Origin of the sequence: Syntrophotalea acetylenivorans (genome assembly GCF_001887775.1) — a bacterium.
GTDB classification, from domain to species: domain Bacteria; phylum Desulfobacterota; class Desulfuromonadia; order Desulfuromonadales; family Syntrophotaleaceae; genus Syntrophotalea_A; species Syntrophotalea_A acetylenivorans.
On record NZ_CP015519.1, the window covers coordinates 1,773,542 to 1,796,580 of the forward strand.

General features: G+C 57.3%; 19 protein-coding genes. 7 read left to right on the top strand and 12 right to left on the bottom strand.

Features of this window, described 5'->3' with window-relative positions; genetic code table 11:
- Positions 1-2: 2 nt before the first annotated feature.
- The 12 genes from gpmI to A7E78_RS08185 form a co-directional block, all read right to left on the bottom strand.
- Complete coding sequence (gene gpmI / locus A7E78_RS08130; protein ID WP_072283753.1) at positions 3-1,544, bottom strand: 2,3-bisphosphoglycerate-independent phosphoglycerate mutase; 1,542 nt, start codon at positions 1,542-1,544, stop codon at positions 3-5.
- Between the two features lies 1 nt (position 1,545).
- Positions 1,546-2,904, bottom strand: coding sequence for a tetratricopeptide repeat protein (locus tag A7E78_RS08135; protein ID WP_072283754.1), 1,359 nt, complete (start codon positions 2,902-2,904; stop codon positions 1,546-1,548).
- 194 nt (positions 2,905-3,098) lie between these two features.
- Positions 3,099-3,572, bottom strand: a complete 474-nt coding sequence (gene rlmH / locus A7E78_RS08140; protein WP_072283755.1) for a 23S rRNA (pseudouridine(1915)-N(3))-methyltransferase RlmH — start codon at positions 3,570-3,572, stop codon at positions 3,099-3,101.
- Positions 3,569-3,949 carry a ribosome silencing factor gene (gene rsfS / locus A7E78_RS08145; RefSeq protein WP_083552897.1) on the bottom strand — a complete coding sequence of 127 codons (381 nt, stop codon included), beginning with the start codon at positions 3,947-3,949 and terminating at the stop codon, positions 3,569-3,571. Before rsfS ends, rlmH begins: the two co-directional genes overlap by 4 nt.
- Before the next feature lie 5 nt (positions 3,950-3,954).
- Complete coding sequence (gene nadD, locus A7E78_RS08150) at positions 3,955-4,611, bottom strand: nicotinate-nucleotide adenylyltransferase (RefSeq protein ID WP_072283757.1); 657 nt, start codon at positions 4,609-4,611, stop codon at positions 3,955-3,957.
- Positions 4,612-4,788: 177 nt separating this feature from the next.
- Positions 4,789-6,045, bottom strand: coding sequence for a glutamate-5-semialdehyde dehydrogenase (locus A7E78_RS08155; protein ID WP_072283758.1), 1,257 nt, complete (start codon positions 6,043-6,045; stop codon positions 4,789-4,791).
- A 3-nt stretch (positions 6,046-6,048) separates the two neighbouring features.
- Positions 6,049-7,203, bottom strand: coding sequence for a glutamate 5-kinase (gene proB / locus A7E78_RS08160; protein WP_072283759.1), 1,155 nt, complete (start codon positions 7,201-7,203; stop codon positions 6,049-6,051).
- A 75-nt stretch (positions 7,204-7,278) separates the two neighbouring features.
- Positions 7,279-8,316, bottom strand: coding sequence for a GTPase ObgE (gene obgE / locus A7E78_RS08165; protein WP_072283760.1), 1,038 nt, complete (start codon positions 8,314-8,316; stop codon positions 7,279-7,281).
- Between the two features lie 170 nt (positions 8,317-8,486).
- Positions 8,487-8,741 carry a 50S ribosomal protein L27 gene (gene rpmA, locus A7E78_RS08170; protein WP_072283761.1) on the bottom strand — a complete coding sequence of 85 codons (255 nt, stop codon included), beginning with the start codon at positions 8,739-8,741 and terminating at the stop codon, positions 8,487-8,489.
- 12 nt (positions 8,742-8,753) lie between these two features.
- On the bottom strand, positions 8,754-9,062 hold the full coding sequence (gene rplU, locus A7E78_RS08175) for a 50S ribosomal protein L21 (RefSeq protein ID WP_072283762.1): 309 nt from the start codon (positions 9,060-9,062) through the stop codon (positions 8,754-8,756).
- Between the two features lie 255 nt (positions 9,063-9,317).
- On the bottom strand, positions 9,318-10,820 hold the full coding sequence (locus A7E78_RS08180; RefSeq protein WP_072283763.1) for an Rne/Rng family ribonuclease: 1,503 nt from the start codon (positions 10,818-10,820) through the stop codon (positions 9,318-9,320).
- 38 nt (positions 10,821-10,858) lie between these two features.
- A complete protein-coding gene (locus A7E78_RS08185; protein ID WP_235606720.1) occupies positions 10,859-13,414 on the bottom strand; it encodes a TIGR03960 family B12-binding radical SAM protein in 2,556 nt (851 codons plus the stop codon).
- Positions 13,415-13,621: 207 nt separating this feature from the next.
- On the opposite strand from A7E78_RS08185, the gene A7E78_RS08190 reads away from it, so the two are divergent.
- From A7E78_RS08190 to A7E78_RS08220, 7 genes are all read left to right on the top strand, one after another.
- The gene (locus A7E78_RS08190; RefSeq protein ID WP_072283764.1) at positions 13,622-14,344 is read left to right on the top strand and encodes a phosphatase; all 723 of its coding nucleotides are present in this window, start codon (positions 13,622-13,624) and stop codon (positions 14,342-14,344) included.
- A gap of 76 nt (positions 14,345-14,420) precedes the next feature.
- Entirely contained in the window at positions 14,421-14,795 is a 375-nt protein-coding gene (locus tag A7E78_RS08195) for a DUF4870 domain-containing protein (RefSeq protein WP_072283765.1), read from the top strand.
- A 96-nt stretch (positions 14,796-14,891) separates the two neighbouring features.
- Positions 14,892-15,956, top strand: a complete 1,065-nt coding sequence (locus A7E78_RS08200; RefSeq protein ID WP_072283766.1) for a branched-chain amino acid aminotransferase — start codon at positions 14,892-14,894, stop codon at positions 15,954-15,956.
- A gap of 273 nt (positions 15,957-16,229) precedes the next feature.
- Positions 16,230-17,501: an ammonium transporter gene (locus A7E78_RS08205; protein WP_072283767.1), complete on the top strand. Its 1,272-nt coding sequence runs from the start codon at positions 16,230-16,232 to the stop codon at positions 17,499-17,501.
- Between the two features lie 312 nt (positions 17,502-17,813).
- Positions 17,814-18,920, top strand: coding sequence for a class II glutamine amidotransferase (locus A7E78_RS08210; RefSeq protein ID WP_072283768.1), 1,107 nt, complete (start codon positions 17,814-17,816; stop codon positions 18,918-18,920).
- Positions 18,908-20,551, top strand: a complete 1,644-nt coding sequence (locus tag A7E78_RS08215; protein WP_072283769.1) for a glutamate synthase-related protein — start codon at positions 18,908-18,910, stop codon at positions 20,549-20,551. Before A7E78_RS08210 ends, A7E78_RS08215 begins: the two co-directional genes overlap by 13 nt.
- 13 nt (positions 20,552-20,564) lie before the next feature.
- Positions 20,565-22,880 (top strand): FAD-dependent oxidoreductase, encoded by a 2,316-nt coding sequence (locus A7E78_RS08220; RefSeq protein WP_072283770.1) that lies wholly within the window; start codon positions 20,565-20,567, stop codon positions 22,878-22,880.
- Positions 22,881-23,039 lie beyond the last annotated feature (159 nt).

The window sequence follows — 23,039 nt, forward strand, 5'->3', positions numbered from 1 at the left end:
GATCACTCCTGCAGCAGGCTGCAGCCGGTCATCTCCGACGGCTGAACCAAACCAAGCAACTGCAGCAGGGTCGGCGCGATGTCGGCCAATTTACCGCGACGAAGCGAACTGTGCTGGCGGTCGGGATCGACCAGAATCAAAGGAACCGGGTTGGCGGTATGGGCCGTATGGGGCGAGCCGTCTGCTGCGCTCATCTGCTCGCAGTTGCCGTGATCGGAAGTGATCAACAGACTGCCGCCAGCCTCCAGAACCGCATCGACCACCTGGCCGACACAGTTATCGACCGTTTCCATAGCCTCTACTGCGGCATCCATGACGCCGGTATGACCGACCATGTCCGGATTGGCAAAATTGAGAACGATCAGGTCGTAACTACCACCGGCCACCCGCTCCAACATCTCTGCGGTAACCTGCGGCGCGCTCATGGCCGGCTTTTGGTCGTAGGTGGCCACCTCCTGCGGCGAAGGAATAAGCACCCTCTCTTCTCCGGCAAAAGGACTCTCGCTGCCCCCGTTGAAAAAAAACGTCACATGAGCGTATTTTTCCGTTTCAGCAATCCGCAACTGCTGAAGACCGGCCTTGGCCACAACTTCGCCGAGGATGGCGGGATAACTGGCCGGAGGAAAAGCCACCGGCAAGGCAAAGGTTTCGTCATATTCGGTAAGACAGACGAAACCGGCCAGCCGGGGGCTTTTGGAACGTTGAAAACCGCTGAACTCGCATTCGGTGAAGGTGCGGCTGATCTCCCGCGCCCGGTCAGCGCGAAAGTTGAAAAAGATCATACCGTCACCGTCATCGACGGTATTTGACGCACCGTCCCGGTTGATGACGCAGGGCTCAACGAACTCATCTGTCTGACCGGCACCATAGGCTTTGGAAATCGCTTCGGCACTGCTGTCGAAGGACAGGCCCCGGCCTTCGGTCATGGCCTGATAGGCCCGCCCGACCCGCTCCCATCGGTTGTCTCGATCCATGGCGTAATAACGCCCGATGACCGATGCCACGCGGCCGAGCCCAAGGGTCGTCAAGCGCTCCTCCAGCTGAGCCAGATAGCTTTGACCGCTCTGCGGCGGCGTATCGCGGCCATCGAGAAAGGCATGAATACAGACTTCGGAAAGGCCCTGTTGTCTGGCCATTTCAACCAGGGCGTAGAGATGGCTATTGTGGGAGTGCACGCCACCGTCGGAGAGCAGCCCCATGAGGTGCAACTTGCCGCCTTGGCGCTTAATCTCGGCCATGGCTTCGATCAACACCGGGTTGCTGAAAAAATCGCCCTGTTCGATAGCCCGACTGATGCGGGTCAACTCCTGATAAACGATGCGACCGGCACCGATATTAAGATGTCCGACTTCGGAATTTCCCATCTGCCCTTCGGGCAGGCCAACGGCTAGTCCCGAGGCGTCGATTTCGGTGGTGGGATAATCGCGACGCAACCTGTCCAGGCGCGGTGTATAGGCCTGACAAGCGGCATTATGATCGCAACTCGGGTTAATCCCCCAGCCGTCAAGAATCATCAGGACCAATGGGCGGCGTACTGCAGACATGCTATTCTCGTTCTCCGTGGTGAATTTCCCGAACTTCCGGCGCAGGCAGATTCGCAGTTGCAGGCACCTCACTTAGTTCCATGCAGCCCCAGCAACCGCACTGCTCGCAACGCCCATTCCAGGAAACCGCACCGGCCCCGCACAGACTGCAGACATAAGCAAACCGGAACCGGTCTTCCCCGCCCAAGGCTTTCTGGTATTCTGCCACCGCATCGCTCAAGCGCTGACGGCGCATATGGCTTTCAGCCAGCAACAGGTGCAGCTGTGGAAAGTCAGCACAGCTCTTTTCCAGAGTATGGAGCTGCTCCATTGCCTCGTCAATCATTTCCACCCGCAAACAGAACTTGCCAAAGAAGAAACGTAGCAATAGATCGTCGGGATGTTCCGCCACCTGCTGCCGGTAATAATTCAGCAGGGTAGTCGGATCCTCCTCGGCCATCGCCTGTTGTTCCAAACGCTTGAGAAACACACTGTGGCCAAAGCGCCGATAACCGGCCTGCCAGGTTGCCGCAGCCTGCTCCGAACGCCCCTTCTGAAGGAGCATGGCTCCCACCGATACTTGGGCAGGCAAAAAATCGGGAGCATCCTTGGCCAACTTCTGATAATCGGCCAATGCCTCGTCAAAATGCTCTTCGGCCTCCGCCTGCTGAGCCAACTGATAACGCAGACCGTTGAGCAGATCTTTTTCGGCAACCTGCGCCTCGCCGGAGCTCTTTTTAACCAGCTTCTTCTGAAGAGCAAGAGCCTCGCTCCACTGTTGCTGGGTCAGAAACAAATCGCGCAATCCGATCATGCCCTGATAATTATCCCCATCCAGTTCGAGCAGTTCGCGATAACAGTCCTCCGCCTCGCTTAAGCGCTGGGTCTGCGAATAAGTCTCGGCCAGCGCAAAGAGCACTGTCAAATTCTTGGGAGCAAGCTTGCGGGCGCGCTGCAGCAGGCTGATGCTTTCGTCTACTTCATCTTCGGCCAACTGAACTTTAGCCAGGTCGCTCAATACCTCAATGCGACTACCATCCATACCCAGGGCCTTCTGCAACAGTCGGCGGGCCTTGGTGCTATCCCCGGAACGCAGCCGGGCCAGCCCTTCGCGATGCAGTTCGGTCACTTCCCGCTCCCGCTTCTCCGAGCGGGTGCGCCGCCACCCCTTGAACAGATAGCTGGCCGCTCCGTAGAGATGCAACAGATAGCCGATGGTCAGGCCCAGCACGATGCAGGCTACCACCACGACCGCCGGAGATGCGTGAAGCACATGATCCGGATAGAAGACAATGGCCATTTCTGCAGGATTAAGCTGCAGAAAGTAGATAAAAAACACCATGAACAGAATCATCAGCAGCAGTAAGGTCATGAGGGTCATGGTCTTCCTCCTTGGTCGCCGAAGCGACAAACAGTGCTTCAAAGGTAGATGGTTTTACAAACAGTTATAAGATGGCTAAGTAAAATTTCGACATGCAAGGCATAGTGTTTTTTCAGGGGTGAAGACACTCTACAGGATATGTAGAAGTCCTGAAGGACACTGAAACGCACCAGGGCGAACCTTATGCAACGCCATCAACGGTTGTGGTAGGGCTCGTTGCGCAAAATAGTAAAACCCCGATAAAGTTGTTCAAGCAACAACAGCCGGGCCATTTGATGGGTCAGGGTCATGGCCGAGAGGGACAGTTGCAGGTTGGCGCGTTCTTTAACGGCTCGGCTCAAGCCATAAGCGCCGCCGATGGCAAACACCAACTCCCCCGTACCCTGCAGCATATGCCGGCCAAGAAATTCAGCCAGCTCTTCCGAACCGTAATTGCGGCCACGTTCGTCGAGGACGACAAGATAGGCACCATCCGGCACACGGGCCAGGATGCGCTCGCCTTCCTGTTCGCGAATCACTTTGGGATCGGGCTTTGATCCGCCCTTGGACTCTTTAAGCTCATGGCTGTTATAAGAGATATAGCGCTGGAGCCGACCGGCATATTCAGCCACGCCATCCCTGAGGAAGGCTTGCGAAAGCTTGCCGACGCTGATCAGGCCAATTTTCACGCAGGACCAGCAGGCCGCTCCGGCGGCGTCCCCTCGGTAACGGTCAGTTCCGCTGCTTCACTCCAGAGACCGTCCAGGTCGTAATATTCCCGAACCGCTTCCTGAAAGACATGAACCATAACATCGCCATAATCGAGCAAAACCCAACGGCCCTCTTTCAGACCTTCGATAGCCAGGGGCATGGTGGTGTGATCATTCTTCAGACCGAGATGGATGGAATCAGCCACCGCTTGTACTTGACGGTCGGAACGCCCCGAAACGATCAGCAGGTAGTCGGTCAGCGAAGAAATCTTTCGCACATCGAGCAAACGGACATTGAAAGCCTTCTTGTCCAGAGCATAAGCGGCGCAGAGCTGCGCACGTTCTTGGGATTGCAAAATCTTTATAACCTTTCCCGGCCACGATATAGATCGTGCCGGCAGATGTAATCTTCTACAACAGAGGGGACTAAATAACGAATGGAACCCTGTTCAGCGACCTGCTGGCGAATCCGGGTCGAGGAGATGTCGAGAAAAGTCTCTTTCAGCAAAATCACCCGGTTACCACTGCAGTGCCGCAACACATTTGACGGGCCATCGTAACAGAACTGCCCCCGTATGACAACGGGCAGCAGCGCCAGCGGATCGTCTCCGGCGTGGCCCGGACGGGCAGCCACAACCAGATTGGTCAGCTCGAAGAGACGGCTATAATCTTTCCAGGTGTCGATGGCCCGGTAGGAATCCATACCAATTATAAAATAGAATTCGTCATCGGGGAACCGGTCATGCAAAATTTCCAGGGTAGCAACCGAATAACTCTTACCCGGGCGCTGCGCTTCAAGATCACAGGCGGAGAACGCAGGATTGTCGGCCACTGCCGCTTCCACCATGGCATAGCGATGAACAAAAGCAATATCGTCGGCCAGAGGCTTGTGGGGCGGAGTCGCCGCCGGCATGAACAACACCCGGTCAAGTCCGCAAGCCAGGCGCACCTCCTCGGCAATCCGCAAATGAGCCAGATGAATGGGATTGAAGGTCCCGCCAAGAATACCGGTCTTCATGAACTTATCCTTCACCGCCAACCGTCCTGAAACGCCAACAATGCGCTGGAGCCCAGGGATAAGCGACCCAAACAGAGGACCGGTTTCCCCGTCCTTTATTTTGTTAGCCAGATGGAAACTGTGTTTACAGCTTGTGTCTTTGCAAAAGGTCAGGGATGGCCTTTTGCAACCGAACCATCAGGGACGAACCTGACCGTCACCAAGTACCACGAATTTACGGGTGGTCAGATCCTCCAGCCCCATGGGGCCGAAAGAATGAAGCTTGGTCGTGGAGATACCGATCTCGGCCCCGAGACCGAACTGGTTGCCGTCGGAGAAACGGGACGAGGCGTTCACCATGACCACGCTACTGTTGACCTCCCGCACGAAACGCTGGGAATTCCGGTAATCGTTGGTAACGATAACTTCGGTATGCAGCGAACAATACTGGCGGATATGCTCAATCGCCTCGTCGATATCTTCGACCACCTTGACCGCCAGGATCAGATCGAGAAATTCGGCACCCCAGTCTTCTTCCTTAGCGGCGATCACCTCGGGGGCGAATTCCCGGACCACAGAGCAACCGCGCAACTCGACGCCCTTGCCCTTGAGGGTGGCGACGATGCGCGGCACGAAAGTTTCGGCGATATCCTTGTGAATCAGCAGGGTTTCCATGGCATTGCAAACCCCGGGTCGCTGAACCTTGGCGTTGACGCAGATACGCTCGGCCATCTCGTAGTCGGCACTGGCATCGATGAACGTATGGCAGACCCCTTTATAATGCTTGATGACAGGAATCCGCGAATTTTCACTGACAAAGCGAATCAACCCTTCACCCCCGCGGGGGATAATCAGGTCGATATACTCTTCCAGCTTCAGCAATTCGTTGATGGCGCCGCGATCGGTGGTGGTCACTACCTGCAAAGCACCAGCAGGCAGTCCCATGGCCAGCAGTTCCTTCTTCAACACGTCACCGATGGCGACGTTGGAATTAATGGCTTCGGAGCCACCGCGCAGGACAACCGCGTTGCCGCTCTTCAAGCACAGACCGGCAGCATCGGCGGTCACGTTGGGACGGGATTCGTAGACGATGCCGATCACTCCCAGAGGGATCCGCATGCGACCGACCTGAATACCGTTGGGTCTGCGCCGCATGTCGCTGATTTCACCGACCGGGTCGGGCAGTTCAGCCACCTCGCGCAGGCCATCGGCCATGGCGGCAATACGTTCGTCGTTAAGCATTAAACGATCGACCATGGCGGCAGACAGCCCCTTTTCCCGGGCCCGAGCCAGGTCCTTTTCATTGGCCTCGACAAGAGCCGGCGCGGCCTGCTCTAAAGCATCGGCCATGCGCCGCAGCATATCGTTTTTGGCGGTAGCCGACAGGTTGGCCATAATCCGGGTTGCCTCTTGCGCTTCCTGCGCCAACACCAGCATCTGTTCCTGAATCGTCATTGCTTACTCCTTGCAGATAGCGGCCCGTTGCCCAGCCCGCTTTTTCAATACCAGATTGTCCCGATGAACCACCTCGGCACCGTACTGGTAGCCAAGCAGTTCTTCGATATCCTGAGAATTATGTCCTTGAATGCGCACCAGCTCTGCCTGCGAATAGTTGATGATGCCCCGGGCGAACTCCCGCCCCTCAGCATCGCAAAGCCGTACCGCATCGCCACGCTCAAAGTTCCCCTCGACCTCGATGATTCCCGAAGGAAGCAGGCTCTTACCTTTGTCTGCCAGCGCTTGATGCGCCCCCTCGTCGAGCAACAACCGGCCACGAATCTTTTTGGTAAAGGCGATCCAGTGTTTGCGGGCATTGAGACGGTCAACCGCGGGCAAAAACCAGCTGCCCAGCTCCTCGCCGGCGAACAATCGGGACAGCACATGAGGCTGACGACCGTTGACAATGACCGTGCTAACGCCGTAGAGAGACGCCCGCTTAGCCGCCTCGATCTTGGTCGCCATGCCGCCGGTACCGACCTCGCTGCCGGCCCCCCCGGCCATGCCTTCGATCTCCGGAGTGATATGCTCGATCTTATTGATCAACCTGGCCTGGGGATTCGTGCGGGGATTACTGTCGTAGAGACCATCGACATCGGAAAGGATGACCAGAAGATCGGATTCGGCCAGATTGGTCACCAGTGCCGACAGATTATCGTTGTCGCCAAAACGGATTTCATCCACCACCACAGTGTCGTTCTCGTTAATGATGGGAATGATGCCGTATTCAAGCAGCGTCATGAGGGTATTGCGGGCATTGAGAAATCGCCGCCGATTGGCCAGGTCGTCCCGAGTCAGCAGAATCTGCGCAACCCGCCGGCCACAAGTACGGAAAGCGTCTTTGTAATAGCGCATCAACCGGCTTTGACCGATGGCGGCCGCCGCCTGCTTCAGGGGGATGGTAGGGGGCCGGCCGACGATGCCAAGATCGCCCTTGCCGGTAGCAACCGCGCCGGAAGAGACCAGCAACACCTCGTAGCCCTGCTCGACAACCTTGCAGAGATCCTTAACCAACGCTTCGATAATGGCGGGGTCGACCCCGTCCTGGCCGACCAGTACACCACTGCCGACCTTGATGACGACACGCTTAACTTGTGCGAGAAGCTCTTTGCGCATGCCCGACCCTTCCCTGCAAACCGGCATGATTCTTGATGATTTCGGCTCGAATTTTACTTTCGGCGCCGCTGCTTGTCAAGCCGGACCGAACTCGTCAAAATCCTCGCCGGAACGCAGTCTGGACAGTTCCTGAGCAACGCAAGCCACCAGTTCATCGAGGCCCTCTTTGGTCACCGCCGAAATCAGCAGGGTTTTGAAACCCCGCTCAGCAAAGACCGCAGCAATCTCATCGGCCTGCTCGCGCACCTCGGTGACATCGGCCTTGCTCAAGACGACCAGCTGAGGCTTATCCAGCAACCGGGGGTTGTGACGCTCCAGCTCCCGATTGATGGTATCGAAGCATTCCACCGGGTCTCCCTCCTGCAGGTCAGACAAATCGACCAGATGCAGGAACAGGTCGGTACGCTCGATGTGACGCAAAAACCGGGTACCCAGGCCGTGCCCTTCGCTGGCACCCTCTATGAGACCGGGGATATCTGCAACAACAAAGCTCTGATACCCGCCGTAACCCACCACTCCGAGATTGGGCACCAAAGTAGTAAAGGGATAGTCGGCGATCTTCGGCTTGGCGGAGGATATGGCAGAAATCAGGGTCGATTTACCGGCGTTGGGCATACCGACCAGACCGACATCTGCCAGCAATTTGAGTTCCAGGCGCAGCCAGATCTCCTCACCGGGCAGCCCCGGTTGCACATGGCGGGGCGCCCTGTTGGTGCTGGTCTTAAAACGGGCGTTTCCACGACCTCCCTGACCGCCCTTGGCGGCTACGAACCGCTGGCCCCGCTCTTTGAGGTCGGCCAACAACTCACCCGTTTCGTGGTTATAGATCAATACTCCCGGCGGCACACAGATCAGAAGATCCTCGCCATTTTTTCCATGGCGGTTGGCGCCCATGCCGTGGCCGCCCCTCTTGGCTTTGTAGCGGACCTTGTAGCGCAGATCAAGCAAGGTTCCCAAACCCTCGTCGACCTGAAAAATGACGTCGCCGCCGTCACCGCCGTCACCACCGTCCGGCCCCCCCATGGGAATAAACTTCTCCCGTCGAAAGGAGAGGCAACCGCGGCCGCCGTCACCGGCAGTGACGTGAATTTTTACTTCATCTATAAACTGCATAGGAAATCCGCCTAAACCTTAGCTTTGTTTAAAACTGCTTATATACAACTGCATTGCTTGTCACGCAGCCTATGAGAAAATCGAAAATAAGGCGATGCACGACGAAAAAAGCCCGAAGTTCGTTCAGGAACATCGGGCTCTTCTCATGGATCCAAAGTCGCTGGGCTATATCAGGCCGTGTATACGCTGACCTTCTTCTTGTCCTTGCCCTTGCGTTCAAAGGTAACGACTCCGTCCACCAGGGCGAACAGAGTGTAATCCTTGCCGCAACCGACATTGTTGCCAGGATGGATAGTGGTGCCGCGCTGCCGCACCAGAATCGACCCGGCAGTTACTTGCTGGCCGCCGTAACGCTTCACGCCAAGGCGCTTGCCAATACTGTCGCGGCCGTTCTTTGAACTGCCACCAGCTTTTTTATGAGCCATGGGTTAGCCTCCTTAAGCCTGAATGCCTGTAATTTGCAGGCGGGTGAGAGGTTGACGGTGTCCATAGGTCTTGCGATAGCCCTTGCGTCGCTTGTGGTGGAATACCAGGACTTTCTTGTCCTTGCCTTGCTCCACAATGCGCGCCGTGACTTTCGCTTCTGGCAATAGAGGTGTTCCGATTTTAACCTCTTCTCCGCCGACCATGAGGACCTCGTCCAACGCGATAGTGTCACCCACCGCGCCTTCAATCTTCTCGATCTTGAGCAGATCGCCTTCGGATACTTTGTATTGTTTTCCTCCGGTCTTGATCACCGCATACATGTTGCTTCACCTCGCTCTCACTGAGTATAGTATTTATCACAGAAGAGGCAATATAGCCCCGCCCCGCAGCCCTGTCAAGCAAAAATACCCGCAACCTGCTGCCTTACCCTGGAACGTTTTCGAATTGGAAACGAGGGATTTTTCGTCGTAGCAAGGAAATCAAGGAATTGCACGGAGGCGTACATCGGTACGCCGCACACGCAATTCCGCAGACTGACGCAGCTACGGCGGAAAAGAACCGTTTCCAACCGAAAATTAACTGGCCACGATGTCGAACTGCTCCCGATGATAATCAAAACGCGCAGTGATCGCGATCTGCTTACCCGAGTGGGTCTCCAGATCGTCGATTTCGCAGCGCTCTTCGTCACAAATCAAGGAAGCGAGGTCGGGATGAACCAGCAGGTTCACCTGCTTTCCGGGCAGACTGCCGATGTCTCTCCGCAACTGGCGGAAGATCTCATAGACCATGGTAGGGCGACTCTTGACGTAACCCTTGCCCTCACAATAGGGGCAGGGCTCGCAGAGGGTTCGGGCCAGGTTCTCACGCACCCGCTTACGGGTCATCTCCACCAACCCCAACTCGGATATTTTAAGAATATTGGTCTTGGCGCGATCGGGACGCAGAGCCTCCTCAAGAGCCAGATACACTTTTTCCCGGTGGGTCTCTTTTTCCATATCGATAAAGTCGACGATGATCAGCCCGCCGAGATTGCGCAACCGCAACTGGAAAGCAACCTCTCGCACAGCCTCAAGGTTCGTCTTGAGAATCGTGTCTTCAAGGTTGCGCTTGCCGACGAAGCGGCCGGTATTAACATCGATGGCGGTCAGGGCCTCGGTCTGCTCGATAATGATGTAGCCGCCGCTCTTCAGCCACACTCGCGTATTGAGTGCACGGGCAATTTCCGTTTCGAGACCGAGGGCTTCGTACACCGGCTCCTGACCCTGGTACAGCTCGATGCTGTACTCCAGGCTGGGCATAAAGGTTTCGATAAACTGCACGATCTTGCCATATTCCCGCTTGGAATCGACAACAATGCGCCGTACGTCTTCGGTGAGGATGTCCCGCAACACCTTGCTGATCACATCGAGATCGGAATAGATCAGGCTGGGAGCCGGGTTGCGCCGTTGCAGGCCACAGATGTCCTGCCACAGTCCCGACAAAAACTCCATATCGGAGCGCAGGTCCTCTTCGCTCTTGCCTTCGGAAACGGTGCGGACGATAAAGCCCGCTCCTTCCGGGCGAATCTCTTCGACCAGCTGGCGCAGGCGCTCTTTCTCTTCCTCGTTTTCGATACGCCGGGAAATCCCGACATGATCGACGGTCGGCATATAGACCAGATGCCGGCCCGGAAGGGAGATATGAGCCGTGATTCGCGCCCCCTTGGTGCCGATAGGTTCTTTGGAAACCTGTACCAGGACCTCCTGGCCTTCCTGTAGCAAGTCCTGAATGGGGGGCAGAATCGGCGCCTCCTCCTTGCCGCCCTCGGCCAGGGCGCTGCCCTCGTCGATATAGCGTTCAACCCCCTGAACTTCATCGAGGACATCCGCGACATAAAGAAAGGCGGCCTTTTCCAGGCCGATATCGACAAAAGCGGCCTGCATACCGGGCAACACCCGCAGTACCTTGCCCTTGTAAATATTGCCGACGATCCCCCTTTCGCGGATGCGCTCGATATAGAGTTCGGCAATGTGGCCGTTCTCCAGAAGCGCCACTCGCGTCTCATGGGAAGTGGTATTGATGACCAGCTCTTTGGTCATGGTCTCTGTTCTCCTGATATGTAACTTTATAAAAAATACTAACCGATAACAGGTTCGTCTGAAAGAGGGGCACACAGCCGTACATCTGTCTTGCGCAGTCCGAGAACGGCCGTCTTTTCCGGCGCCAGATCAAGCAGGTGGCCCGCCAGCAGAGTCGGACTGCCTTTGCTCATCTTCAGTCGCAGGATCCCGTCGCACCATTGCAGGTCGACCACGCCGGCTCGCACCTCAACCAGCTGCTCGCGACCCTTTTTCAGGCGCGTTGCATAGACCTCTTCAGCAGCCATAAAGCGGGCAATGCGCTCCGCCAGGTCTGCCGGAGCCTGATCACCCAACGGAATGCTATAGATCGTCTCCTCGATACACAGCGACGGCGCCGGCGTCTTCCAGGGCACGGATTCTGCCTTTTCCACCGCAAATCCGGCGGGCAGCTGGGCATTTAAAGCCGCCATCAAATCCTGCACACCCACAGGGTGCCGTAGCTTGAAATCGATAATCTCTGCCTCACTCTCGACCCCGGTCGGCAAGGCGTCAGGAAAGGAAATCTGCGGAGCCGGATGGAAACCACCGGAATAGCGGATCGGCAATCCCGCCCGTCGCACCGCCCGATGAACCACGGTCATGAATTCCAGATGGCCGACAAACCGGCCCCGGCCCAGTTTACTTACCCACAGCCGCACCTTGCACGGCTGCTCATCTTCCGACGAATCCGAGGCCATGACTGCGGAGGGCAGGGTTTCAAGGGCTGTTTTCTGACCGGGATCGGTAGCGTAACGCATCCGCACCGTCTCAAAATCGCACACACCGCACCCGGTGCATCCCCCATCCCGGCAATCGATGGTTGCGTTACCGCTCAAGGCCTGTTGCCACTCGTCAAGCAGATATTGCCGGGTGACCCCGCAATCGATATGATCCCAGGGCAGAATTTCATCGGTGGCACGCTCGCGCAGATACCATTCCGGATCGATGCCGCAATCGGCAAAAGCCTGCTGCCAGAGATCGAAGCGAAAGTGTTCCCGCCAGCTGTCGAAACGGCAGCCGAGGGCCAGGGCGCGCTCCAGCACCGGAGCCAAACGCCGGTCGCCGCGGGCAAAGACCCCCTCGACAAAGGAGAGTTGCGCCTCATGCCACTTAAGACGCAGCTTTTTACTGCGCAGCTTCTGCCGCAGCGTATCCTGCTTAGCCAGGGTTTCGTCGATACCGATCTGACGCTGCCACTGAAAAGGGGTCTGGGGCTTAGGCACCAGGGTCGAAACCGAAACGTTCACATCGGCGCCGCCGGGAGTTCCTTTGCCGATACGCTTAACCCGTGCCGCCAGATCGACAATGGCATCCAGATCGGCTTCTTGTTCCGTCGGCAGGCCGATCATGAAATAAAGCTTTATAATTCGCCAGCCGAGAGAAAAGGCGTTGTCGGCCGCGATCAGCAGGTCCTCTTCGCTGATGCCTTTATTAATCAATTGCCGCAGACGTTCGCTACCGGCTTCGGGCGCCAACGTAAAACCTGTTTTACGGACCTTTTTAATCTCTTCCATCAGGTCGCTTGTCAGCGAACCGACGCGCAAACTGGGCAATGAAACGGCAATCCGCTCTTCCCGGTAACGATCCATCAGCCCCTTGAGCAACGGACCGATGCAGCTGTAATCACCCGTCGACAGGGAAAGCAGGGAAACTTCATCGTAACCCGAATGCCTCAGGGAGCGATCGATGACATCGACAATCTCTTCCAGGCTTCGCTCTCGCAGCGGACGGCCGATGTAACCGGCCTGGCAAAACCGGCAACCGCGGGTACAGCCCCGGGCGATCTCCACCGCCACCCGATTATGCACCGTATTCATAAAGGGCACGATGGGCGTTACCGGATAGTCGACCGCCGCCAGATCGGCCAGCACCCTGCGCCGTACTTTCGTATAATCAGTGCGCAACGGCCGCAACTCAGCGATGCGGCCATCATCATGATAGGAAACATCGAACAGGGACGGCACATAGACTCCGTCAATATCAGCCAACGCCTGGAGCAGTTGTGCCCGCGAGCTGCCGGCTCGCTTGGCCTCGCGAACCGCCCGGCAAAGGTCGGCGACAGCCTCCTCACCATCGCCAATCACCGCGCAATCGACGAAATCGGCCAAGGGTTCCGGATTGGTGGCACAGGGCCCACCGACCACCACCAGGGGAGCCTGCTCATCGCGCTGGTCACGACGCAGCGGCACACCAGCCAGCTCCAGCATGGCCAACAGATTGGTATAGGACAGCTCATGCTGCAGGGTAAAACCGAGCAAATCGAATTCTGCGAGGGACCGTTGAGACTCCAGAGACGTCAAGGGGAGACCGTTTTTGCGCAACTCGGCGGCCATATCGGGCCAGGGCGCATAAACGCGTTCTGCAACGGCCCAATCGAGGCTGTTGACCGCATGGTAGAGCATCGGCAGACCGATATGGCTCATGCCTACTTCATAGACGTCGGGAAAGGCCAGGACAAAACTAACTTCTACTGACGCAAGGTCCTTGGATACCGTTCCGAGCTCGCCGCCCAAATACCGACTGGGCCGACTGACCCGGTCAAACAACTGATCTTGATTTGTATAATTCTTCAAAAACCGTCTCACTTCTAAATTATTTGCAAACAATGCTTGTAGCACAAAAAAGACCCATAAAACAATCTTTTCCGGCCAGCAGGCGAAGCTATATGCTCCCACTTCCGTCACCTTCAACCGGTCATCAGCACTCTATTCAAGATGGCACGGACCGGAATCTTTATGTTAAGATGCGGCTCAACAAAACCTGCGAAAGGAACCACAACCATGTCACTGACGGGAACCCCGGAAGCAGACCTCCACACACATACGATCGCCTCTGGACACGCCTACAGCACGATCAATGAGATTGCTGCTGAAGCGGCCCGGCGCCAATTGCGCCTGGTCGGCATGACCGACCACGGACCGGCCCTCCCCGGCGGCCCTCACCTCTATCATTTCAAGGCCCTGCGCTTTATCCCAAAACATATTGGAGAAGTACGCATCTTGCCCGGCGTCGAGGCCAATATTCTTGGCGAGGGAAAACTCGACCTGGAAGACCAGCAGCTCGCTCAACTGGACCTGGTACTAGCCGGCTTTCATCCCGGCTGCGGCTATGTCGGCCAAGGCCAGGGGGACAACACCAGGGCGGTCATGACCATAATGAACAATCCGCAGGTCAACGTACTCTGCCATCCCGGAAACCCGGAGTTTCCCCTCGACTATCAGGCCATCGCTCGCCACGCTGCCGCTACCGGAACCGCCCTGGAGATCAACAACTCTTCCTTTGGCATGAGCCGGGCCGGCAGCGCAGACAACTGTCGGAGTCTGGCCGGGTATTGTGCCCGATATGGCGCCCCCGTTGCTCTGGGCAGCGATGCCCATATCGCCCAAGGGGTCGGACAACTCGACCAGGCCCTGAGCGAAGCCCTGCAGGCCGGCATTCAGCCGGAACAAATCGTCAACCTTACCCTGAAATCCACCCTGGCCTTTCTGGGCCTGGAGGAGTAATTTCCAATCTAACCGTCCGCAGGACTATCGACGCAAAAACCTTTTTGCCGGCTAATCTTCACCAGGAGAAACCGTCATGACCGAGCGCAGCCACGAGGAAAGCAACTGGGCCACTTTCTGCCATCTCTCAGCCCTGGCCGGCTACCTGCTACCCCTCACCTATCCCTTCAGTTGCGTTTTACTGGGCAACCTGATCGGGCCACTGATTATCTGGCTGCTCAAAAAGGACTCTTATGCCTCCGTAAACCAACAGGGCAAAGAAGCCCTTAATTTTCAGATCAGCATCAGTATTTACGCTCTCGCCGCCTCGGCCCTTATCGTGATATTGATCGGCATCCCCCTGCTGATCGGGCTAGCGGCCTTCAATTTCATCATGATCATTATCGCCGCGGTTAAATGCAAAAACGACAAAGCATTCCGATATCCATTAAACTTGCGCCTGCTCAAGTAAGGCTGCCACGCGGCAAAAGCCCTTGCCAGGCGGGGAGCCATTATGCTAAAAATTGCAGCTCCCATTAAAATACAATCCCGCCCGGAGACTGGTACCATGGATTTGCAAATCCTGCCCCTGACAGAACGTAAGCCACCCATCGAGGACGAAGCCTCCCTGGTCTTTGGCCGCACTTTTACCGATCGCATGTTCGTCATGGAATATGACACCGGTCGCGGTTGGCATTCAGCGCGCATCGCTCCTTATGCCCCCTTTACCCTGGATCCGGCGGCACTGGTCCTGCATTACGCCCAGGAGATCTTTGAAGGGCTCAAAGCCTTTCGCCGCCCTGACGGTAATATCGCCCTGTTTCGCCCCCGGGACAACATCGCCCGCTTCAACCGCAGCGCCCGGCGACTGTGCATGCCCCCTGTCGATGAAGACTTTTTTCTGGACGCGCTCAAAGAACTCATTCGCCTTGAAGCCGACTGGGTGCCACGAAGCGAGGGAACCAGCCTTTACATCCGCCCGACCATGATTGCCACCCAACCGGTGCTGGGAGTCAAGCCGAGCGACCAATACCTCTGCTACATTATCCTTTCACCCGTTGGCCCTTACTATAAGGGCGGATTCAAACCGGTGCGCATCTGGATCTCCGACGAATACATTCGCTCCGCACCGGGCGGTACCGGCGAAGCCAAAACCGGCGGAAACTACGCTGCCAGCCTGCTGGCCGCAAGGGAAGCGGCAGAGCGAGGATTCGACCAGGTATTGTGGCTGGATGCCGTGAAACGCCAATACGTCGAAGAAGTCGGCAGCATGAATATCTGCTTCGTCTATGACGATAAGATCGTCACTTCGCCTCTGCATGGAACCATTCTCGACGGCATCACCCGCCGCTCCATCCTTACCCTGGCCAAAGAAATGGGCCTGGAAATTGAAGAACGGGCCATGTCTATCGATGAAATAATGGACGGAGCCAGCAACGGCCGCCTGTCCGAAGCGTTTGGCACCGGCACCGCCGCCGTAGTAAGCCCCGTCGGCCAGTTCACCTATCGAGATCGCACCGTCACCCTGAGCAACAACCAGGTTGGGCCCCTGACCATGAAATTCTTTGAAGCCTTGACCGGCATTCAGTACGGTCGCCAACCCGATCCCCACGACTGGGTCGAACTCCTCTGACCCAATTTATTCATGAGGGCCAGCCCCTCTTGCTTAATCTTCTCCCAGCCCCTGCCTTTTGCAGGGGCTTTTTGTTGTTACAATAGAGACTCGGCGCCTATTCTCTGTGCAGCAGTGCCTTTTTTTTGATCACGCCTTCAATAGGTAGATTTATAACCTACTGAAACTATGTGCATATTTTTTTCGGCACGGGGTTTGCTGCTGCCAACTTGAGCAACGCTGTCCTTCGCACCGGCAGCACAAACTGACATCCCCATCGGAGGAAAGAAAATCATGCACAAGCTTCTGGCGACACTGCCCGCCCTGTTCGGGCTCACCTTGCTACCAACCCTATGCCTGGCGGCGGAAACCGCCGACACTGGCGATACCGCCTGGATGCTGATCTCCACTGCGCTGGTCTTGATCATGCTCCCGGGACTGGCTCTGTTTTACGCCGGCATGGTCCGCTCCAAGAACGTCCTCTCCACTACCATGCATACATTTGCCGCCATGGCCATCATCGGCGTGCAGTGGGTGGTCGTAGGTTACACCCTGGCCTTTGGCGGCGCCGGCCCCTTCATCGGCAGCCTGGAGAACCTCTTTCTTAACGGCATCGGTCCGGACTCTCTGAGCGGAACCATTCCGACCTATGTGTTCGTCATGTTCCAGGGCATGTTTGCGATCATCACTCCGGCCCTGATCTCCGGCGCCATTGCCGAACGAATGAAGTTTTCCACCTACTGCGTGTTCATTCTGCTGTGGAGCGTTCTGGTCTACGACCCCCTGGCCCACTGGGTATGGGGCGAGGGCGGCTGGCTGCTGGAAATGGGCGCTCTCGATTTCGCCGGCGGCACCGTAGTTCATCTTTCTTCCGGTATCTCCGCACTGGTACTCTGCCTGTTCCTCGGCAAACGCAAGGGCTTTCCCCATGAGCGCATGGCACCCCACAACCTGCCCATGACCCTGCTCGGTGCCGGCCTGTTGTGGTTCGGCTGGTTTGGCTTCAATGCCGGCAGCGCCCTGTCCGCTGGCGGCGGCGCCGCCCTGGCTTTCACTACCACCCAGACCGCGGCTGCCGCCGCGGCTCTTTCCTGGATGTTGCTCGAATGGCTGCTGGCCGGTAAACCGAGCGCCCTCGGCGTGGCCTCCGGTATCGTCGCAGGCTTGGTCACCATCACCCCGGCCGCCGGCTTCGTCACTCCAGGCTGGGCCATTGTGATGGGCCTGCTCGGCGGCGCCGTCTGCTACGGCGGCGTCATGCTGAAACACAAACTCGGCTATGACGACTCCCTGGACGTACTCGGCATTCACGGCATCGGCGGCGCATTTGGCGCCCTGGCCACCGGGGTCTTCGCCACCGTCGGTGCCACCAGCGTTCTAACCGGGGACTTCCACCAACTTTGGGTTCAGTTCGTCGGCATCGCTGCCGCAGCCGCATACGCGGTGGGCATCACCACCGTCCTGCTGCTGATCCTCAAGGCCACCATGGGCCTCAGAGTGGAACACGAGGACGAAATTATCGGTCTCGATCAGACCGCTCACTCGGAAACCGGCTACAACCTTTAAGCCTTAACTACAAGGCCCGGCTCTACGTCTAGAGCCGGGCCTTGTGCTGTGTAACCTGAACACACCCACCTGAGCACTTTTACTCATCCAACCTTCTTGCCCTGCCACGTCCCTTAATAACCCTTCACTTCCCGAACAATTCATCAAGCCAGCAAGCTACTGTTTTATTTGTACTTTTTCTTACCAAAGCAAATATTTACGACAAATGCAAATTGTGGCACTCTGTTTGCTACTGTGTAACGGTCCGACAATAATCATTGGACGTAGTCCGCAACCTTGCACCACTAAATCGCTTCTTGGAGGTAATCGCTCATGTGTCGTATTGGAGCTCTCAAAAGCCGCCACTACATGCACCCGAGTAAGGCCTTGCTGCTCATGCAATCGCAGCAAAAGGGTCATGACAACTCGGGATTTGCCATGGTCATGCAGGATCTGGGGGGGATCTTTGAAGATTACAAACATCTTCCGACCCTGTCCCTGGCTTGCACCGACGAAGGTCTGAAAATCGCCGAAGACCTGCTGCACGCTAAAGGCTTCCGCCGCGTTCACCAGTGGGTTCCGGAGACCAACCCCCAGCCAGGCCTGGACATTGAGGCCATGCCCAACTACGTATTTGAAACCTTCGACTATCCGAAGGAGTACCAGGACGCCAGCGACAAGGAAAAGGGTGAACTGCTTACCGATACCCGCCTGGAACTGCGCGCCGCCATGGAAGAAGACGAAAAGGGCTTTGCCTACTCCTTCTGGCCCGATGTCATTACCCTCAAAGAGATCGGTGACCCGAGGGCCATCGGCACCTACTTCAACCTGTGGGAGCCGAACGAAGACTTCACCGCCAAGGTTATCACCGCCCAGTGCCGGCAGAACACCAACTACGCCATCGTGCGTTACGCCGCCCACCCCTTCTTCCTGCAGGGCTACACGGCGCTGGCCAACGGCGAGAACACCTTTTACCAGAAGAACAAAGAGTTCCAGAGCAGCCTGCATCGAGGCTATATCGGTTTCGAGTCCGACTCCCAGTGCTTTCTCTATTCCCTGCACTACGTGCACAAGGAACTCGGCTGGCCACTCCCTTACTACAAGCATGTCGTCACCCCGCTGCCCTTCGAGGACCTGGTCAAGCGTGAAGACAAGGCCCAGTTGCTGGCCATGCGCCAGTCCCTGGCGCACCTGGAGATCAACGGCCCGAACACCATCATCGGCGTTTTGCCCGACAACACCATGTTTACCTGTTGCGACGCCAAGAAACTGCGTCCGGTAGTCGTCGGTCGAGACGAAGACACGGTTGCCATCTCCTCCGAGGTCTGCGGCATCAACGAAGTCCTGCCCGACCGCAACTGGGAAGTGGACATTTACCCCAACGAACGTGAAATCGTGGTCATCGACGATAATTTGGAGGTCAAAAGATGGAAACAATAAAAATTAACGACCTCGCCTGTAACGATCTGCCGTGGAAGATTTCCTACGACCCGAACCGCTGCACCCTCTGTGGTTCCTGCATTGCGGCCTGCACCTTCGACGCCATCGGCCCGAAGATGGAACGGCGGCGGATGATCTTTACCGACAGCGAGACTCCGGAACCGAAAACCCGTTTCTCCGCTCAACCGATCATTGCCCAGCGCAACGTGATCAAAAACTTCTGCCGCGGCTGCGGCGTCTGTGAGCGAGTCTGCCCCAACAGTGCCATCAGCGCTTCGCGTAATCCCGACTCCCGGTTCAACGTGGTCTATCCGGCCGCAACCGGCTCCGGTCCCAAGCGTGGTGGCCGTAACAACCTGGAAGTCAAAGAGCGCACCCTCGACACCCTTCGCGTCGGTCGCATTTCTCAGATGACCGACCCGAGCCTCGATGCTCAGCGCCACACCTTCGACTGCCTGGCGCCCCTGGGTCGTGTGCTGCCCTCCAAAGCTCTGCCCTTTCAGCAAAGCGCTGAGGGCAAGCTGATACAGGACAGCCAGACCCCGCCGGTGCATTGGATCTATCCGGTCATCATCGGCGACATGTCCATCGGCGCCCTGTCCTGGCGCATGTGGGAAGCCATCGCCATGGCCGTCGCCTACCTCAACGAGGAATGTGGCCTGCCGGTGCGTATGTGCTCCGGCGAAGGCGGCATGCCGGTGCGGCTGTTGAAGAGCAAGTACCTCAAGTACATGATCCTGCAGATCGCTTCCGGCCACTTCGGTTGGAACCGTATCATTCAGGCCATGCCCGACATGGTGGAAGATCCTGCCGGCGTTCTGATCAAGATCGGCCAGGGCGCCAAGCCCGGCGATGGCGGTCTGCTGATGGCGGCCAAAGTTGCCGAGCACATTCAGGCCATCCGCGGCGTACCCCGCACCGACCTGTTGTCGCCCCCCAACCACCAGGGCCTGTACTCCATTGAGGAGAGCGTGCAGAAGATGTTCCTCTCCTTCAACGCTGCTTTCAAGTTCCGCGTACCGGTGGCTATCAAGGTTGCAGCCAGCGCTACCAGCGTCTCGGTCTTTAACAACCTGGTCCGTGACCCTTACAACATCGTCGGCGGCTTCTTCCTCGACGGTATCGACGGCGGCACCGGTGCAGCCCACGACATTTCCCTTGACCACAGCGGCCATCCGTCGGTCAGCAAACTACGCGACTGCTACCTTGCTGCCGTAGCCCAGGGTCGTCAGGGCCAGATCCCATTGTGGGCGGCCGGCGGCCTCGGCAAAAACGGCAACCTGGCGGCGGACGCTTTCAAGATGATGTGTCTCGGCGCCAACGGCGTTTTCACTGGCAAGCTGATCCTACAACTGGCCGGCTGCCTTGGCAACGACCTTGGTCGCTGCAACGCTTGCAATACCGGCCTCTGTCCGGCAGGTATCACCACCCAGGAACCAGTACTCGCCAAACGCCTCGATCCCGAGCGGGTAGCTGAGAACATTGTCAACTACTTCCTGGGCATGGACATGGAACTGCGCAAGCTCATGGCCCCCATCGGTAACTCTGCCCTGCCTATCGGCCGCTCCGACTGTCTGATTTCCACCGACAAAGCGGTAGCCGATCGTTTGCAGGTTCAGTACGTCTGCTAAGGAGATTCAAGCAATGGCAGCCTATATTAATGGTTTTGATGAAAACAATCAGCGTATCTCCACGCAGCAATTGCTGCAGAAGATCTACGCTGCCCTGGAGGCCGGCGAGACCGAATTTGAAGTTCTCTCGTCGGGCCATCACGATATCGGTGGACCCCTTTGGAGCGAAGACGGCAAGCCTCTGAAGTTCACGGTCAAGAACCCCGGTCAGCGGGTCGGGGCCTTCGGCCTCGCAGGCACCGAAATCACCATCAACGGTCCCGCTCCTGCCGACGTCGGCTGGCTTAACGCCGGCGCTACCCTGATCCTCAAGGGCGACGGTGGTGACACCACCGGCCACTGCGCCGCCAGCGGCCAGATCTATGTCGCCGGCCGGGGCGGTACCCGTACCGGTTCCCTGATGAAGCATGACCCGGCCCACAATCCGCCGGAGATGTGGATCCTGAAGAACACCGGCTCTTTTTCCTTTGAATTCATGGGCGGCGGCATCGCCGTCGTCTGCGGCTACGACGCCGAGGAGTTCGAATCGGTTCTTGGCGACCGCGGCTGCGTCGGTATGGTCGGCGGCACCATCTACGTCCGCGGACCGGTCAAAGGCCTGTCCAACGATGTCTGGATGCTCGAACTGGACGACGGGGATCGCCAGTTTCTTACCGACAACATGCCGGTATTTCTCGACAAGATCGAAAAAACCCAGCTTTTAGAAGAACTGACCGACTTCTCCCAATGGAAGAAGATCGTTGCCAAGACCTATGAAGAACGTCAGTCGATTGAGCGCATCACCATGCGTGAATTTCGCCTCGACAAATGGGTTGAGGGCGGTATTTTCGGCGACGTAGTCACCGACGACTACGATTATGTAGCCGGCTTTGTTAACACCGACGAGGGTCGACTGAAGATCCCTCATTGGCAGAACAAGTCCTTTTCCGCCCCCTGTCAGGCGGCCTGTCCGACAGGCATTCCGACCCAGGACCGTATCGCCCTGCTGCGCGAAGGCAAGACCGCGGAAGCCCTGGAACTGGTTCTGCGCTACTCGCCCTTCCCGGCCAGTGTTTGCGGCCAGGTCTGCCCTAACCTCTGCATGGACGCCTGCAGCCGGCGCTACCTGGACAAACCGGTAGCCATGCAGGAGCTCGGCCGCCTCTCGCAGGACGTCGAAGCACCTGAGATGCTGCCGGCAACCGGCAAGAACGTCGCCGTAATCGGTGGCGGCCCTGCCGGTCTGTCCGCCGCCTGGCAGCTTGGCCTGCGTGGTCACAGCGTAACCATCTATGAAGGCGACGAGGAAGTCGGCGGCAAGCTGCGCCAGGCCATTCCCAGCGAGCGTCTGCCTCGTGAGGTGCTGGGCGCTGAAGTCGACCGAATCAAGAGCATTGGGGTCAATATCGAAACCGGCCACCAGATCGAACAGGGCAATTTCGATGAGATTCGTGCCAAAGCGGACGCTTTAGTCATCGCCAGCGGTGCCCACAACCCGGTGGTCATCCCCTTTCCCGGCCACGAGCGGATGCTTAAGGGCCTCGAATTCCTCAAGAAAGTCAACGCCGGCAAGAATCCTAAAGTCGGCCGCAAGGTGGTGGTAATCGGTGCCGGTAACGCCGGCATGGACGTTGCTATCGCTGCCTACCACATGGGTGCCCAGCAAGTCACCGCAATCGACGTACAGCGCCCGGCCGCTTACCAAAAGGAGATCGATCAGTTCGAAGCCCTCGGTGGCCAGATTCAATGGCCGGTCTTTACCGAGAAGATCTCCGAAGAGGGACTGCACACCAAGGACGGTCGCCTTATCGAGGCCGACACGGTCATTATCTCCATCGGTGAACGTCCCGACCTCTCCTACGTGCCCCGTGAATGGCTCACCGACCGAGGCATGATGGACGTCGACGACTGCTGGCAGTCCAAGCAGGCTCCCGGCGTTTTCGCCCTGGGTGATACCATTCAACCCGGTCTCCTGACCCACGCCATCGGCAGCGGTCGCGAGGTCTCCGAATATATCGACGACTACCTGAACGGCCTTGAGCTGGTCGCCAAGCACAAGCCCGAAATGATTCCTCAGTCGAAACTGAGCAAGGAGTCTTTCCAGGCCCGCAACCGTGGCCGCTTCCAAATCATGGACGCCTGCGAAGAGGTTCATCGCTGCATCAGCTGCGGTACCTGTCGCGACTGCTCCATGTGTCTGGAAAGTTGCCCCGAAGGGGCCATCGCCCGCAAAGAGAACCTCGACGGTTCCTTTGAGTACGTATCCGACAAGCAATACTGTATTGGCTGCGGAATCTGCTCCGGCATCTGCCCCTGTGGTGTCTGGGCCATAGAAAAGGTTATCGTTTAAGACGATAACGAAAGTACAATTAGCAAAAAAAAGCGGCGGAACCGATCGGTTCCGCCGCTTTTTTATATTCTAGGATTACCCTGTATCGTTCAAATCATCAGGCAACAATCTCCAAACCCTTTTCTGCAACGATCAACTTGTCGGGGCAACCTGTGAAAT